We start from the raw sequence: 15,738 nt of genomic DNA on the forward strand, positions 1-15,738 counted from the left end.
AATGACATCAAAAAATAAACTTAAAATCGACCAAATTGTCGAAAAAATTGTTGCTGAAAATATTGATTCAATTATGGCGGATCGTTTTAGTCGTTATTCAAAATATATAATTCAACAAAGAGCGCTACCTGATGTTAGAGATGGTTTGAAACCAGTTCAACGTAGAATTCTTTATTCAATGAGTGAATTAGGTTTATTTTCCAATAAACCATTCAAAAAATCAGCGAGAGTTGTTGGTGATGTTATTGGTAAATACCACCCGCATGGTGATAGTTCAATTTATGAAGCAATGGTTAGAATGGCACAAGATTGAAAAATTGGCCACACGTTAATTGAAATGCACGGTAATGTTGGTAGTATTGATGATGACCCAGCAGCCGCGATGCGTTACACAGAAGTTAGATTGGCTAAAATCAGCGAATACATCTTAGGAGATTTGAAAAAAAACACTGTTAAATTTGCCCCTAACTTTGACGATAGTGAAAAAGAACCAATTGTTTTACCATCTATAATTCCTAATTTATTATTAAACGGAGCAAGAGGTATTGCTTCTGGTTTTGCTACTGATATGCCACCACACAATTTAAATGAAATTATAGACGCCGCAATTGCAAAAATTAAAAATCCTGAAATTTCATTAAAACAATTAATGAAATATATTCAAGGCCCTGACTTCCCAACCGGTGGAATTGTATACGGGAATCAAGGAATTTACGAAGCATTTGAGCTTGGTAGAGGTCGTATCACTCTTGTATCAAGATATAAAGTTTATGAAGACAAGAAAAATAAATATATTGAAATTACCGAAATACCTTATGGCGTGATTAAATCAAAATTAGTCAGAGACATAGATTTACTAATAACTAACGAAAATATTAGTGGGCTATTAGAAGTAAAAGATATGTCTGACAGAGATGGTATCAGTATTTTAATAACTCTTGATTTGAATGCTAATGAAGAAACAATTTTAAATTTTTTACTTCAAAAAACTGAAATGCAAGTTTACTACAATATAAATAATGTTGCTATCGTTAATAATTCACCTAGATTATGTGGTTTACAACAACTTTTGAATGAATATGTTGGCCATGTTAAAGATGTGAAAACTAAAACTTTACAATTCGATCTTGCTAAATATAAAACTAGATTAGAACTTGTAGAAGGTTTTATTAAAGTTTCTGAAATTACTGACAAAGTTATTGAAGTAATTAGAAAAAGCGAAAATGGTAAACAAGGTGTTATTGATAATTTAGTAAGTGTTTTTGATTTTACTATTAATCAAGCAACGGCAATTGCAGAGTTAAGATTATATAGATTGTCAAAAACTGATAAAGAAGCATTTCTGGCAGAAAAATTAGAATTAGAAGAATTAATTAAGCGTTGCGAGTTACTTTTGAGTGATTCTGGTCAATTTAATGATTGAATCATTGAGGTTCTTAAGGAAATTAAAAAAGAATTCGGCATACCTAGAAAAACGACTATAAACCAAGAAGAAATTAAAATTAAATATGATGAAGCTGACCTAGTTGTGAGCGAAGATGTAATTTTAAGCATCACCAAACATGGTTATATCAAGAGATTCTCTACAAGAGTAAATGAAGCGAATGACTGAACAACATTTAGCATTAAAGAAGAAGACAGAATTCAATTTTATGGCAAGGTTAATACAACAGACAGTATATTAACTTTTACCAATCTTGGTAATTATGCGTTAGTTCCGGTTTATAAAATTCAAGAAAGCAAGTGAAAAGAGTTTGGCTCGCATCTATCTGAATTTGTTGAATTACAATCGGGTGAAGAATTGGTTTCAGTTATTAATGTAAAAGACTTTGAAACTCTTAACTATGTTTGTTTATTTACAAAAGAAGGTCAAGGGAAAAGAGTTTTATTAAAGGATTTTTATGTTTCAAGAAACAATAAAACATTTACCGCAATGAAATTGCGTGCTGGAGATCAACTAGTTGGAGCAAAATTATCAAATGGTTACAAAGATATTTTAATTATTACAGAACGTGGTTTGGCTTCTCTTTACACCGAAAATGATGTACAAATTTATGGAACCAAAGCGAACGGTACTAAATCTTGTTTCTTACCACCTATTGATAGTATTGTGGCATTTTGTCCAGTAGAATCTGATGATGTGGTCACATTACTGGCCAACGATAAATTCGTCAAAAGAATAAAGGTGAATGGTATAACCAAAATAAGTAAAAAACATTTAGGTAAGCCACTATTCAATCAATTTAAAACAAAACCATACCTGGTAACTGATGCTATGTCAACAAATTTATCTGATGAAATTTTTGTTAAAAACAGTAATAATGAATTAACTTTGGAAAAAGTTTCAGAGTATCCTATAACCACAATTAAAGAAGGCTTTTCAAAAATTAAAGTTGAAGATGTTGCTAATTTATCATTTAAATCAAATGACGAGACATCTGACGAAATTCAAAATATTGAAAAATCCTACGAAAAATCGACTGACAAAGAAGAAAAAATTATCGATAATGCCCAAAAACAAGTTGATAATTTATTGGATATGGATGTTGAAGCAATTTTAAAAAAATACTCAATTAAGTAAATAAAAAAATTAACATTTGCGAAATGAGATGTTAATCCAAATGAAATATCAAATGCACGTAAACTCGCTTGATATTTTTCCCCACTTCGCATCTAACCCCACACATAGAAAGCCGCCTTTAGCGAATATTACAAATTTGCTATAATTTCATATAATAAACACATTAAAATTGAAGGCTATTATTATGAAAAAATACACTAGTTTTATTTTAGATAAAAATGAAAAAATTTTGGATTTTGTTGGGCAGATTTCCAATGAAATGTATGAATACATTAATGAACATAATGAGTCAAAATTTATTCTTTTTTATAAATATTTAACTCATTCAGATTTAGCTACTTTTGGTAAAGCAACACACCCCAATTCACATCATAAAAATTTGTTATATTATATAACGCTTGAAGATATGTTGAAAATTGAAAAAAGCACGAATAAACCATTTCAAACCGCTCATCAAAGTTGTATTGGATTAAAAGGGGATTTATATTCTTTGGTTGGGTTGCCACAACCTAGAAATGTTTTACCATACTTAATTAATGATTATATGAATGTTTTTATTGTTAATGAAAATATGCAATACTTTAGTAGTAAGTATACTAAACAAATTTTTGATAAGTTAGATAAAAAGATTTCATCTAGGTCAAAGAGTTGAGATTTTAATAGTTTGGATGTCAATCTTACCGAGGGAAAGTTTACTCCATTAAATATTCATATTGCTGTACATGGTTTAGGAATGGAATCTGATACGGATTTTCACAAGATAAGACATCATTTATTTAAAGGAGATACTGTTCTTCTTTTGTTTGAAATTAAAAAACAAGAAAAAAACATGTTTATATTTTTTGAAAAGAATCCAATTTTTTTCTCAATAATTGGCGAAAATAATAGTGCTTATGCAAAATATCAAGAACGGATTAGAAAAAAATTAATTAATAGAATAACAAATAAAACAAATGCTATTGATGATTCAAAATTACAAGAGGATATAACGAGGCAAGAGCAGACAGCTTGGAGAAAAATGCTAGCAAATGAAATAATGGGTTATACTCAAGAAGATAGACAAATTTTTTGTCCAATAACTTATATTACGGCAGATTACGATAAACTTGGTTCTCTATTTATTGCGTCTCACATTAAAGGGTTTAGCGACCCTAATACGACTAGTGAAGAAAAATACGATATTAATAATGGTCTTTTGATTTCAGCAAACGTGGACGCTTTGTTTGATAAACATCTAATTACAATAAATCAAGAAAAAAAATTAGTTTTTTCGTTCTTGTTAAAAGATAATGAATTATTAAAGTCACGGTTACTATTAACGTCTCCAATTTTTGAACCAATTCTAAATGAAAAAAGAATGAAATATTTAAAGTATCATGAATCTATTTTTGAAAATAAAGAAAGGGAAAGAAAAAAAAGCCTTCAATAGTCCTTTTGCATCAAAAAAATTACAGATTTAATTTTTATTACGAGTTAAGAAACAAAAAAGCTTTTTCCCCGTTATCAAAAAAAGCTTTTTTTGATTTGTGCATATATGATTTAAATGTAAAATTTAATTCTGTTTAATCGCTTATGTAAAAGCGGTTTTTTTAAATTTTTTTAACAAGTTCTCGATACGTTTTAGAGAGCAGTTTAAAAATCTCTTCTGAAACTAATAGGTTCTTTTCAAGCAATTCTTTTTCTCTCGTATTAGAGTTTCTTAATTTGTTGATTACATTGTATAAGCTAATTGCAAATTTTCTACTGTGTTTGACAGCGCGATAAAACTTTTTAGTCAAATCATCCCCCCGTAAATTAAATAATGTCTTTTGCAAAATATTTGGTAATCCGTCAATTGTTCTCCTTTCAAACATTCACTTTTAAAAATCTTATCTTCAATGATAAACATCAAATCTCCGGAAGAATTCATAACGAAATTTGCTACGCCATCATCCATGTAAAATCTTTTATTTTCATCGGTAATCGGAACATAGTAGTTATTCATATATTGAACACAACCTGCCGAGTATTTTCTTTTAATAGGCGAAAAAACTTTGTGTTCATTATTCTTCTTGTTAATTTTTTTAAACAAATTCGTCTTGTTGTTTATATGTTTATTAAACCGGTGATTATATGCTTGTATTATTTCTTTTGAGTGCAAATTTATGGCTTCGATAGTCAAATAATTTTTGTTTTTAAGATATTCAATAAGCCATAATTGAATTGTACCGTTTGTTCTTTCTACATTGGGTTTGAACTTACCATAACTCTTAGATTCCAATTTTATATTTTTAGATTTTAGTCATTGCGCCATAGGGGTATTGTTTTCTTGCTTTGCAAAAAATGTTGTTCTTCTATCGGTTTTTAATCCTATAGGATAGCCATAACGGGCAAAAAGTTGTTCAAGTAGTTTCATATATCCTAACGTTGTTTCTTATTTTTTGCATGCAAAGATAGAATCTTTTTTGTTCCTGCATCAACTGCTAGATAAATATGAAAGTCATATAAATTTTTAATTCATGCCTCATCACAAACATCTAGTTCAACTATTTCACCAAACTCATATTTCTGTTCATTGATAGCTCTTCCCAATTGCACATTCTCATTAATTTTCATTAATTGCTGAATTAATAAAAACTCAGAATTATCTTTTTCATTGACTTTATTTCTTAAAATAGCTGCAATCCTTCTTTTAGTTCTTGCGGTTTGCGTTGGTTTCGTTAACCCTAACGATGAACAACGTTTGACAAAATATGGATAAGTTATTTGTTTTTTAATAGCAGTTGGTAATATTTCGTCATAAAATCTTCTTATATTTTTTTAATAGCAGAATATGAAATTTTCATGGTAATAGCTTTTTTCAAAGATCAGTTTGCGTTTTTTGAATAATTGTGTAACGTAATTAATCTATTTTAAGTTTCGTTTTGTAATCTTTTTTTGACTCTGTTCCACTTATATATCTATTGATCTTCATAATTTTCATATCATTTAAACAACAATTAAAATATTATCAAAAATGTTATTTTTATTTTTTTACACAAAGTGGTCTTTTTTGTTTCTTACTTCAGAAAAAAAACATATATAGATTTACTTTTTAAGTATACGCAGGTATAATACTTAATATACGCAGGTATAATAATTAAGGAGTATTAAACATGACAATAAAATTAGCAACAGTTTTTAGCGGGATTGGAGCAATTGAACAAGCTTTTAAAAGATTAAATATTAATCACAAAATTTTGTTTGCATGCGACAATGGTAATATTAACATAGATATTAATTTTAATGAAGAATTGAACAAAATAAAGTTAATGAAAGATTCAAAATTAAAAAGAGAATATGTGAATAATATATATAAGAGCTTGTCCAGAAAAACTAATTATGTTGAACAATCTTATTTAGATAACTATAAAGTGGAAAATAATAATTTCTTTTACGATGTAAATTTGCTAGATGGTGATGACTTTAATAATAATGTAGATTTATTTGTGGGCGGTAGTCCTTGTCAAAGTTTTTCAATTGTTGGACAAAGAGGTGGATTTGAAGATACTAGAGGAACATTATTTTATCAGTACGTAAGATTAGTAAAAGAAATACAACCTAAAGTTTTTATATATGAAAACGTATATGGCGTGTTAAACCACGATAAAGGAAGAACCTGGAAAATTATGCAAAATGTTTTTGAAGAACTTGGGTACCATTACAAATGACAAATATTGGATGCCAGAAATTTTGGCATACCGCAAGGAAGAAGAAGACTATTTGTTGTCGGATTTAAGGATGAAACAGCATATAATAAATTTGAATTTCCGAAACCTATAGAATTAAATTTTAAAATGCAAGATTTTTTACTTGATAATTGTGCAGAAGGCAATTTCATTTATGATAAACAGGGCAATATAAAATTATTAGCAGGTGGCCAAGAAGTAACTAAATTTTTATCTCAAAAGCTAGTTGATTATGTAATGAGTCCTGGAACAAAAAAGTTTATGCATAAAAATGATACAAAGATAGATTTACCTATTGCGAGAGCGATTTTAAGTACTCAAGGAAATACTCATAGAGCAAGTGTAAATAATTATGTAACTACTAATGGTAAAATCAGAGCTCTAGAACCAAGAGAATCTTTAAGATTAATGGGTTTTCCAGATTCATTTAAAATAACAGTTTCTAGAGCTCAATCATATAAACAAAGTGGAAACTCAATTGTAGTTGATGTTTTAATGGCACTTTTAAAAGAAATTATTAAAGCGGAGGATTTCTAATATGGAAAGAATTAAACCGGAAAAATTAAAGTTTAGAACAGTTAGTTTATTTTCTGGCATTGGCGGGTTTGATTTAGGATTTTCATACGCTGGATTTAATTTGATTTGAGCAAATGACTTTGATAAATATGCGTGCCAAACATATAAGGAAAATGTTAGCAAAAATATAGTATGTGGAGATATTAGAGAAGAAAAAGAAAATATACCTGAACATGATGTTCTTATTGGTGGATTCCCTTGTCAACCATTTAGTACTTTAGGAAAATTACAAGGATTTAATGATAAAGAGGGTAGGGGAACATTATTCTTTGAGATTAAGGAAATAATAAAAAAACATAAAACTAAGGTCGTGGTTTTAGAAAATGTTAAAAATATAATGAATCACGATAATGGCAAAACATTTAAAAGAATATTACACGAATTAGAATCTCTTGGATATGTTTGTTTTCATCATATTTTTAATAGTGCTAATTATGGCATACCCCAAAGAAGAAATAGATGCTATATTGTCGCATTATTAGGAGAGTATTTAAACACCCCAGAATTTGAATTTCCAAAGCCAATCCCTCTAACAATTACAACTCAAGATTTATTGGATAACGATGTACCTAGTAAATATTTTTTAACTAAAAAAATATACCCTACAATTATGGGCAAAGGAACTAAAAATTATATTGTGACCCCCACATACGATTTACCAATATCAAAAACATTAACTGCAACAATGGCCAAAATGCATAGAGCAAGCCAAGATAATTACGTTACAGACCAAATAAACTATGAAAAGTATTGTGATGAAACAAGAGTAAACATTAGAAAACTAACCCCTAACGAATGTAGAAAATTACAAGGATTCCCGTCAGATTGAAATCAAGTTGTGTCTAATTGTCAAGCATATAAACAATTTGGAAATGCTGTGACTGTCAATGTGAGTTATGCTCTAGCCCGTGAGTTATTTGCTTATATTGATAAAAACAAGAAAGAAAATTGACAATAAATTTATAATAAGAGCGAGATCAAAAAAACTCGCTCCCAAAAATGAAATACGAAGTGCAACACAAACGTGCTTGGTATTTTTATTATATATTTTTAAAATTTATCTTCAAAAAATATCATTTAGGGTTAAAAAATAATTTGGTTTTCACAAAATTCCAAAATAAATCCTCAATGTTTGGGGTGGGGGGTTAAAAGTCCCTATGGTAGGAGTTGTGGGTGAGGTTTAACCTCGATAAAAAGATAAATTTTAAATAAACATTTGAGAAAAATAATGGTGAAAAAAATTTTAAGTCAGAAAATTGTTGATTTAGATTGAATTAAAATTGAAAAACCGAAACTATTTTTTCAACAGTTTCATTTGTATTTTTTTATAATGAAAACACATTATTTTTTTATATATTTTCGTAAATTCTTCATATTCAAAATTAGCACTAAATCTAAACATATATTTATGGTGATGTCTAATTTTTGATTTTTTGTCGGCCTCGTCATGTTCATAAATGTTGTAAAAACTGTAATTTTTTTTAATTTCCCTTGATATTGACGAAGCGCTTCTTTTTAATTCTCTTGCTATGAATCTCATGGACATGTGATTTTCAAATGATTTTTGAATAAAAAATCTTTCCTCTTTTGAAATATGTTTATATTTTTCGACTGTATAATAAATATAGGTCCCTTCAGTACTTGTGGGCCTTTTTTTATATTAAAAAGTTCAAGTGAGCAATTAACATTTAAAGGATGTTAATTTTTATTTTTGTTCTTAACGACTGGATAATCTAACATTTAAAAATGTCTTTCTTAACTATTGATTTTTGTTCTATTTACTAATTTTACTGAAAAACGAGTAAATTAGTAAAAATACTGAGAAGCATTTTGTTTATAAATCAAATATTTTAAGGTAAAATTAGGTTAATATGTGGGCTTTTTATTCATTAGCGAGTTTTTACGTAATACTTACAAATATTCTTTGATTTGTGTTCAAATTTCGTTTAATTCCAAAAACTAGATACGATATTAGTTATATTAACTACAATAAACTAAAAGCCAAATCTTACTTATTAGGTAAAATTAAACTACCCACAAAGGTTTTTCAATTATTTCGTCAAAACATTCATAAGATTTTAAAGTTTTTATTTATTTCTCTTTGCTGTTTGGTTCTTTTGCTTATAGGATATATTGCAGCAGAGTTTGCTCTTTATTTTAAATTTAAGCTCAAATTTTATTGATTTGAATTAGAATTAATTTTAATATCTCTTCCTATTTTCCTATTGATTTATATTCTTTGAATTCTAATTTCCTCAATACATAAAGGATTTACGGTTAAAAAACAGATTGATATTTGAAATAATCAAAATAAAAATATTGAAATTGAATGAAATAAAAAAATAGACCTTGATGATTATGAGCGTTTTAAAAACATTATACTTAATGAAACATTCACTTTAGGTTTTTCAACTGTAACAAATCATATAGAGAATTTTGTAAAAAAAATACACTAAAGAAACAAAATCTTTCTATAACAATGGAAATTTAGATTCCGATGAGTTGATTTATTTTTTGCTTTTCGACTATGATAAAACTAAAATAAATAGTTCGTATTACACTTATGAGTACTATATTCAATTAATAGATGAAATATCAATGTTAAACATTAAACAGATATAATTTTTTTGTAATTTGTTTAAACTTTCGGTATATTTTTTGTGGTTTATTAATCGATTGAATAGAATTCTCCAGTTTTGTCAATTAACCCTTATAATTTAAATGTATTCAATATGGCCACAATATTATCGAAATAAACAGATTTTTAAATAAAATTTAACACTATGGCAATAATTATTGTTTTTTGTTTTGTTTAATGAAATTGATCAGAATATTTAAACAAGGGGGTGATATGAACACTTTTTTAATTGTTGCAATTGTTTACATAGCAATAAGTTTAACAATATCGTTAGTTTTGGAAGTTTACTTAATTCCTAAGAAAAATAAGTATCTTGAGCATATTAAAAATCATAAACTTCAATCTAAAACATATTTACTTTCGAAAGTAAAAATTCCAGAATATGTATTTAATCGATTTAATAAAGACATAAAAAATGCTTTTATTTTAGGCTATATATTGATTGTTTATTACACCTTATTTAATTTAAGTTATATTATTATTCAAATAGTTGTTATTATTACCCAAAAAGTTAACGTCATTGACGAACAGTCAATCTTATTAATACTTCCATTTTTAGCATCAATACTTGGTATAAAAGGGAAGTTACATTATTCAAAAATAATATTCGAATAAAATCGCAAATTAAACAATGAAATAAAGAAAATAAAGATATGTTGGTTGACCAGACAATACAAGAACCCGAGAATTATTCAGAATTTAAAAACATTGTTTTAAGTCTAGATTTTGACATTAAATTAACTTGAAATCGTAATTTAGAAAAAGTTTTCGCAAAAACGAAATTATCAAAAGTTAAAAATTTGTTCAATAAGAATGGTCAATTAGATAAAGATGAATTTATTTATTTTCTACTTTTGGATTATCCGGAAATCCAAATTAATAATGTCACTTATGACCCACAATGTTACGTAAATTTAATTAAGGATATTGTTAACAATGAGATTCAATAGTGAAATCGCTAATGTCGTTTCCGGACTTTTTTCCTTTATTTTAGGTATTGCCTTTTTCATAATTTATATTACAGTATTTTCATATCCTTGAAGAGAAATTATTCTTAAAAAAGGTGTTTCTCAAGTATTTGTAAAAAACAAAGTAAAGGTTAACGAAACATTTTTTGATCTTTATTTTAAAAAACAAAATTTAATTTTAAGATTTTTTATATCATTCCTTATTATTTTTTCTGTTGCTTTTATTGTTGATATTGCATTTTTAACCCAAATACAATGAGGCTATAATGGTTTTTACTATAGATTGATTTCCTTAATGGTGCCCGAATTAGGCGTTTTAACGGCCTTTGTTCTCTTAATAATAATTACAATGCTTACGATTAAAATGTTAAAAATTGGCAAAGAAATCAAAGAATGGAAAGCAAAAAATCAAGACAATAATTTCACTCTATTTGAAAATATTATTACAGCCCCAAACAATCAAATTTACAATGAATTTAACGACCACGAACATCTTATGTTTATTATTACTGTTGCACCTAAGGGGAAATTCAAATATCAAGAAGCTAGTGTTGTTAAATTTCTCTATCGGAATTGAAAAAAGAAAATTTTAAAATTTAATAATCAAAAGTTAATCGATGAGTTTTATTATTTATTAATATTTAATTATGAAGAGATTCCGCTTAACGAAGCATTTTATAAACTTAATGATTATGCATTCATATTTCAGAATAAAGATTCGTTGCTAAATGAAAAAAATTAACATTTGCGAAATGTTAATTTTTTATTAAGTTTTTAATTTGAATTATTCATCAGTTTTGATTTTTGCTAGAATTTTTTCAATTTTCATAGCGTCATCGATAACGTGGTCTAGTTCAAAGTGTATTTCAGGAACTTTTCTTCAATTTAAATTTTTTGATAGTGATTTTCTAATGAAACCTGAAGCGTTTCTGATTGCTTCAATTCCATCATCTGATTTTTCACTGAATGTGACAAAAACCTTTGCGTGTGAAGAATCTGCAGAAAGTTCGCAGTCTATAACGGTCGGATTAATAATGTTTGTGTTTGTTAATTCTGTCGTAACAATTTGTGCGATCATTGTTTTTAACTGACTTTCTTTTCTTAATGTATTAATGCTTTTATTCATAATTCTTCCTTTCAAGGAGCAAGTTTTTATCTCCTATTATAATTATAAATCTTATTTTACCTATATTTTAAAAATACAAGAGTATATATAAATTTTCATTCATTTGATTTTTGCGAAATATATTGAATATGTGTAAAAAAAGAAAAATAAGGCAATACCTTATTCTTCGTATTTTTCTGGGTGTTTTTTCATCATTAATGCAACAAATTCTTTTTTAGGCATTTTGCCATATTCAATCATTAAGTTTTTGCATTCTTCTAGCTCATCTAAAGCTCATTTTAAGCCTTCAAAACCAGTAACTTTTGATGCTCCAGGTTTTTTTCAATTTTTATAATTATTGAAGAAAGTTTCAACATCTTTTAAAAATGGTTCTGGCAACTGTTCAATAGAAGTGATTGAGTCTAATCTGTAATCATCTGCGTGAACCGCAATTAACTTAGTGTCAGTTTCTCCAGAGTCTATCATTTTCATTGCTCCAATAATACGCGCGTTTAATAGTACGCCAGGAACGAATTTTTCTTGAGAATAAAGTAAAACGTCTAATTCATCTCCATCTCAGTCTAAAGCGTTTGGAATAAATCCGTAGTTTGCTGGATAGACAAAATCTCCTCTTAATATTCTATCCACGTGTATTTGACCATCAGCACGGTCATATTCATATTTAATATTTGATCCTTTTTGAATCTCAATTTTAATTTCTACTATATTATTTGACATATCTTAATTATAAGCATAAAACGCTGTTTGCATTTTTATTTCATAAATTAGCTTCAATTAATAAAAAAAATTTAAATTTAATTATAGAAATAATTTCTTTTTTTATAATATCAATATCAAAATCAACAAATGTTGAAATAATGAAGGGAAATAAATTTATGAAAAAAGCTTTTAACGAAAAAGGTGTTGTATACACCGGACAAATTGACGCTGAATTTGACGTAATCGTAGTAGGTGCTGGTCCTGGGGGATATTTAGCGGCCGAAGAATTAGGTAAATCTGGCAAAAAAGTTTTAATTATTGAAAAAGAATTCTGAGGTGGTGTTTGCTTGAACATTGGATGTATTCCAACTAAAGCAATGCTAGCTTCAGTTCATGTTCTTGAAACATTAAAAAATGCTGCAAGTTATGGAGTTGTTGCAAACTTAGAAGACATCAAAGTTGATAGTCAAGCCACTTGAAAGAAAATGCATGAAAGAAAAGCTGCTGTAGTTAAACAAATTTCAGGCGGGGTAAAAATGCTTATGAAAGGTTCAAAAGCTGCTATCGAAGAAGGTGAGGCTGAATGACTTGGTTCGCACGTTGTTAAGGTAAATGGTAAAGTTTATAAAGGACAAAGCATTATTATGGCAATGGGTAGCCACGCTCGTAGATTGAAACAATTAAATGGTTTCGAACAAGGATATAAAGATTTTAAATTGTTATCATCTCGTGAAGCGATTAACTATGACAAAGAACTACCTGAAACAATTACCATCGTTGGTGGTGGTGTTATTGGGGTTGAATTTGCACAAGTATTTGCTGCTGCAGGTTCGAAAGTTACAATTATTCAAAACACCGACTCATTACTAACGGGTATGGACAAAGATGTTATTAAAGAAATTACTAAACATCTAGTTGCAGCCGGAATTGAAATCATTTATGGTGCATCAACAAATGGTTTAAACGACAAAAAAGAACTAATGTACGAAATGAATGGTGAACAAAGAACCATTTTAAGTGATGTTTACTTGATTGCTGTTGGACGTATTCCAGCAACTGAAAACCTTGAAAATACAGGTGTTGAATTAGGAGCAAGAAAAGAAATTCTTGTTGATGAATTTATGCGTACTAATGTTGAAAATGTTTATGCTATTGGTGATATTACAGCACAAAATATGTTGGCACACGTTGCTTACCAACACGCTTTAACAGCAGTTGCACATATTATGGGTCACGATGTTAAATATGAATTGACCAAACCAGTTCCAGGATGTATTTATACACACCCTGAAATTTCGATAGTCGGTATTACTGAAGAAAAAGCTAAAGAGCTAGGATATGATGCTTTTTCATCAAAATACTCATTTGGATACTTGGGAAAATCAATCGCAACAAAAGATACTGCAGGTTTCTGTAAAATTGTTGTTGATCGTGCTACAGGATACATTTTAGGAGCATCGATTATTGGGGCGAATGCAACTGATTATATCACTGAAATCGGGATGGCAATGCAACATAAATTGACTGTGTCAGATGTTACATTTACAACTCATCCACACCCAACATTTAATGAAATTGTTTGAGAAGCTGCACGTAATGCACATCTAAAACTAGAATTAGAAAAAGCAAAACACTAAAAAAATCATGTTGAAAAAAGCTGTATATCAGCTTTTTTTGCACTTTAAACAGCTTCATTTGTATTATTATTCTGATTATCAACTATAATTCATATACTATTGTTAAGGAGAAAAGAATGGAAAAAGAATTACTAAAACAAAAAACGTCAATTGGTAAATTAATGTACGAAACAATTAATAAAGAAATTAATGAGGACATGATAGAAACGTGTCAAAATTATCAAGGTAGTATACCTGAATGACACAAATTAAAAAAATATTCCAAAAACAAGTCCGAAGAAAACTTACTTGCTGAAAAAATTTATTTTAACTTGTTAACTAAAACTGTTGGAAGTTTCAATCACGGAAAAGCTGCAGAATTTTCATCACAGAGAAAAAACCTGAATAAAAAGAATAAGTCATTTTCTATACTAACAAGTATTTCATCTGTAATATTTGTGTTATTTACCTTGGTTTTAATAGCATTCATTTTGCTAGTTTTTGTTGATAATCCATTGAAAACGATATTTGTGAAGTACACAAATATCGCATATCCAACATTAGGCGGGTTGTGTGGTTTGGGGTTGATTTTTATATTGGTCGGCGTTTCATTGAAACAAAAAGCAAATAAATCATTAGTATACTTAAACAATGAAATTTACATTTCTATCTATGATCATTTCACAAATATTAAATTTGACAATGAGTCTATTAAAAAAACTATATTAGATGGTACATTTAATGTTAAATATATTTCAACAAAAGCTTCTAAAAAGATTTTGAATAGATTTAGTTATCCAGATATTTCGCACGATAAAACATTGCAAGACGTCGGTTTTTGTTATGAATATAAAGTTAATGGTTACACAATGGAACTTCAAGACGTTGATGTCTTAGATAAAACTTCAACATATTCGGCATTAGACAAACAAAAATTAACTAATGACTCTCGTCAAATCTTGAAACCTAAAATTTCTGATGAGATTCAATGGTTAAAATATATTACATTTGATTTTGGAGCACACCTTTCAACGGCAACAGTTAGAATGCCCGATTTTGTAATATTTAACTACTTTAACGAAATTGCTAACACGAACAAACGTAATTTTAAAGATCGAAAATTTCAAGACAACGACTTCGATTTAACTTTCAAGTTGAAGACAATGGATGTTCCGTCTCATACCGTAAGTCTATTGGGAAAATCTTTAAATGCATTAAGAAACAATGTTTTGTTTGGTGAACATTACAGTATCGAAAGTTCGTCTATTTGATCTATTCAAAATAAAATGTATGCAATTTTGTCATACCCAGATAAAAAAATACCGGTTCAACACGCATTAGATTTCAATAAGGCTGTACCTTTATATAACGCTCAAACCAATAAAACAACATTGGAATTTGAGGAAACTAAATTAACAGACATTCAAGAAATAAATATTAACTTGTTCCAATTATTGTGCGCTGCATACGATTTATCTATCTTTGGAGCAAACATGTCTGAATACTTACTAAAAACTGTTGATCCATTAATTGAATTTATAGATTTATATAAATCTAAAACTATGTAGCAAAAGGCTACATTTTTATTAAAACAAGAAAGAGCGCTTAATTTAAACAATATTTGTTCCAATATTATTTTTAAATACTATTATTTATGGAAATCTTTACACATTTTTTAAAAATTTTTTTACTCTATATTTATACCTAATTTTACGAAAAAGACGTTAGACAAGGAGATAAAGGAAAATGACTCATAATATAAGTATATAGAAAAACAATTTCACAAAATTTGAGATATTTAACGTATTTTTTTTGTGTATAAGTACT

The 15,738-nt window shown here is 28.0% G+C and carries 15 protein-coding genes; 10 read left to right on the forward strand and 5 right to left on the reverse strand.

What is annotated here, in order from left to right:
* Window position 1: 1 nt before the first annotated feature.
* Window positions 2-2,581: a DNA topoisomerase IV subunit A gene (gene parC, locus NW238_RS00090; protein WP_258451586.1), complete on the forward strand. Its 2,580-nt coding sequence runs from the start codon at window positions 2-4 to the stop codon at window positions 2,579-2,581.
* 184 nt (window positions 2,582-2,765) lie between these two features.
* Window positions 2,766-4,010, forward strand: coding sequence for an HNH endonuclease signature motif containing protein (locus NW238_RS00095; RefSeq protein WP_258451587.1), 1,245 nt, complete (start codon window positions 2,766-2,768; stop codon window positions 4,008-4,010).
* A gap of 282 nt (window positions 4,011-4,292) precedes the next feature.
* Here the strand turns inward: NW238_RS00095 and NW238_RS00100 are convergent, their stop codons facing one another.
* Window positions 4,293-4,976, reverse strand: coding sequence for a hypothetical protein (locus NW238_RS00100; RefSeq protein ID WP_258451588.1), 684 nt, complete (start codon window positions 4,974-4,976; stop codon window positions 4,293-4,295).
* Window positions 4,977-4,981: 5 nt separating this feature from the next.
* Window positions 4,982-5,158 (reverse strand): hypothetical protein, encoded by a 177-nt coding sequence (locus NW238_RS00105; RefSeq protein ID WP_258451589.1) that lies wholly within the window; start codon window positions 5,156-5,158, stop codon window positions 4,982-4,984.
* Between the two features lie 557 nt (window positions 5,159-5,715).
* Between NW238_RS00105 and NW238_RS00110 the strand changes: the two genes are divergently transcribed.
* The gene (locus NW238_RS00110; protein ID WP_258451590.1) at window positions 5,716-6,825 is read left to right on the forward strand and encodes a DNA cytosine methyltransferase; all 1,110 of its coding nucleotides are present in this window, start codon (window positions 5,716-5,718) and stop codon (window positions 6,823-6,825) included.
* Window position 6,826: 1 nt separating this feature from the next.
* Window positions 6,827-7,822, forward strand: coding sequence for a DNA cytosine methyltransferase (locus NW238_RS00115; RefSeq protein WP_258451592.1), 996 nt, complete (start codon window positions 6,827-6,829; stop codon window positions 7,820-7,822).
* 336 nt (window positions 7,823-8,158) lie between these two features.
* On the opposite strand, the gene NW238_RS03605 is transcribed toward NW238_RS00115, so the two are convergent.
* Window positions 8,159-8,488 carry a helix-turn-helix domain-containing protein gene (locus NW238_RS03605; RefSeq protein ID WP_373889495.1) on the reverse strand — a complete coding sequence of 110 codons (330 nt, stop codon included), beginning with the start codon at window positions 8,486-8,488 and terminating at the stop codon, window positions 8,159-8,161.
* Window positions 8,489-8,795: 307 nt separating this feature from the next.
* On the opposite strand from NW238_RS03605, the gene NW238_RS00120 reads away from it, so the two are divergent.
* From NW238_RS00120 to NW238_RS00135, 4 genes are all read left to right on the forward strand, one after another.
* Window positions 8,796-9,320: an MAG0920 family protein gene (locus NW238_RS00120; RefSeq protein WP_258451593.1), complete on the forward strand. Its 525-nt coding sequence runs from the start codon at window positions 8,796-8,798 to the stop codon at window positions 9,318-9,320.
* A gap of 395 nt (window positions 9,321-9,715) precedes the next feature.
* Window positions 9,716-10,117, forward strand: coding sequence for a hypothetical protein (locus NW238_RS00125; RefSeq protein WP_216505269.1), 402 nt, complete (start codon window positions 9,716-9,718; stop codon window positions 10,115-10,117).
* A 38-nt stretch (window positions 10,118-10,155) separates the two neighbouring features.
* Complete coding sequence (locus NW238_RS00130) at window positions 10,156-10,452, forward strand: hypothetical protein (protein WP_216505268.1); 297 nt, start codon at window positions 10,156-10,158, stop codon at window positions 10,450-10,452.
* Window positions 10,439-11,212 carry an MAG0920 family protein gene (locus NW238_RS00135; protein ID WP_258451594.1) on the forward strand — a complete coding sequence of 258 codons (774 nt, stop codon included), beginning with the start codon at window positions 10,439-10,441 and terminating at the stop codon, window positions 11,210-11,212. Before NW238_RS00130 ends, NW238_RS00135 begins: the two co-directional genes overlap by 14 nt.
* A gap of 42 nt (window positions 11,213-11,254) precedes the next feature.
* Here NW238_RS00135 and rbfA read toward each other — a convergent pair whose 3' ends face one another.
* Both rbfA and NW238_RS00145 read right to left on the reverse strand, forming a co-directional pair.
* The gene (gene rbfA / locus NW238_RS00140) at window positions 11,255-11,596 is read right to left on the reverse strand and encodes a 30S ribosome-binding factor RbfA (RefSeq protein WP_216505266.1); all 342 of its coding nucleotides are present in this window, start codon (window positions 11,594-11,596) and stop codon (window positions 11,255-11,257) included.
* A gap of 159 nt (window positions 11,597-11,755) precedes the next feature.
* The gene (locus NW238_RS00145; protein ID WP_216505265.1) at window positions 11,756-12,313 is read right to left on the reverse strand and encodes an inorganic diphosphatase; all 558 of its coding nucleotides are present in this window, start codon (window positions 12,311-12,313) and stop codon (window positions 11,756-11,758) included.
* Window positions 12,314-12,453: 140 nt separating this feature from the next.
* Between NW238_RS00145 and lpdA the strand changes: the two genes are divergently transcribed.
* Window positions 12,454-13,932, forward strand: a complete 1,479-nt coding sequence (gene lpdA, locus NW238_RS00150; protein WP_258451595.1) for a dihydrolipoyl dehydrogenase — start codon at window positions 12,454-12,456, stop codon at window positions 13,930-13,932.
* A gap of 116 nt (window positions 13,933-14,048) precedes the next feature.
* Entirely contained in the window at window positions 14,049-15,479 is a 1,431-nt protein-coding gene (locus NW238_RS00155; protein ID WP_216567761.1) for a hypothetical protein, read from the forward strand.
* Window positions 15,480-15,738: the final 259 nt, after the last annotated feature.

The organism is Mycoplasma zalophidermidis (genome assembly GCF_024742155.1).
Taxonomy (GTDB): Bacteria; Bacillota_I; Bacilli_A; order Mycoplasmatales; family Metamycoplasmataceae; genus Mycoplasmopsis; species Mycoplasmopsis zalophidermidis.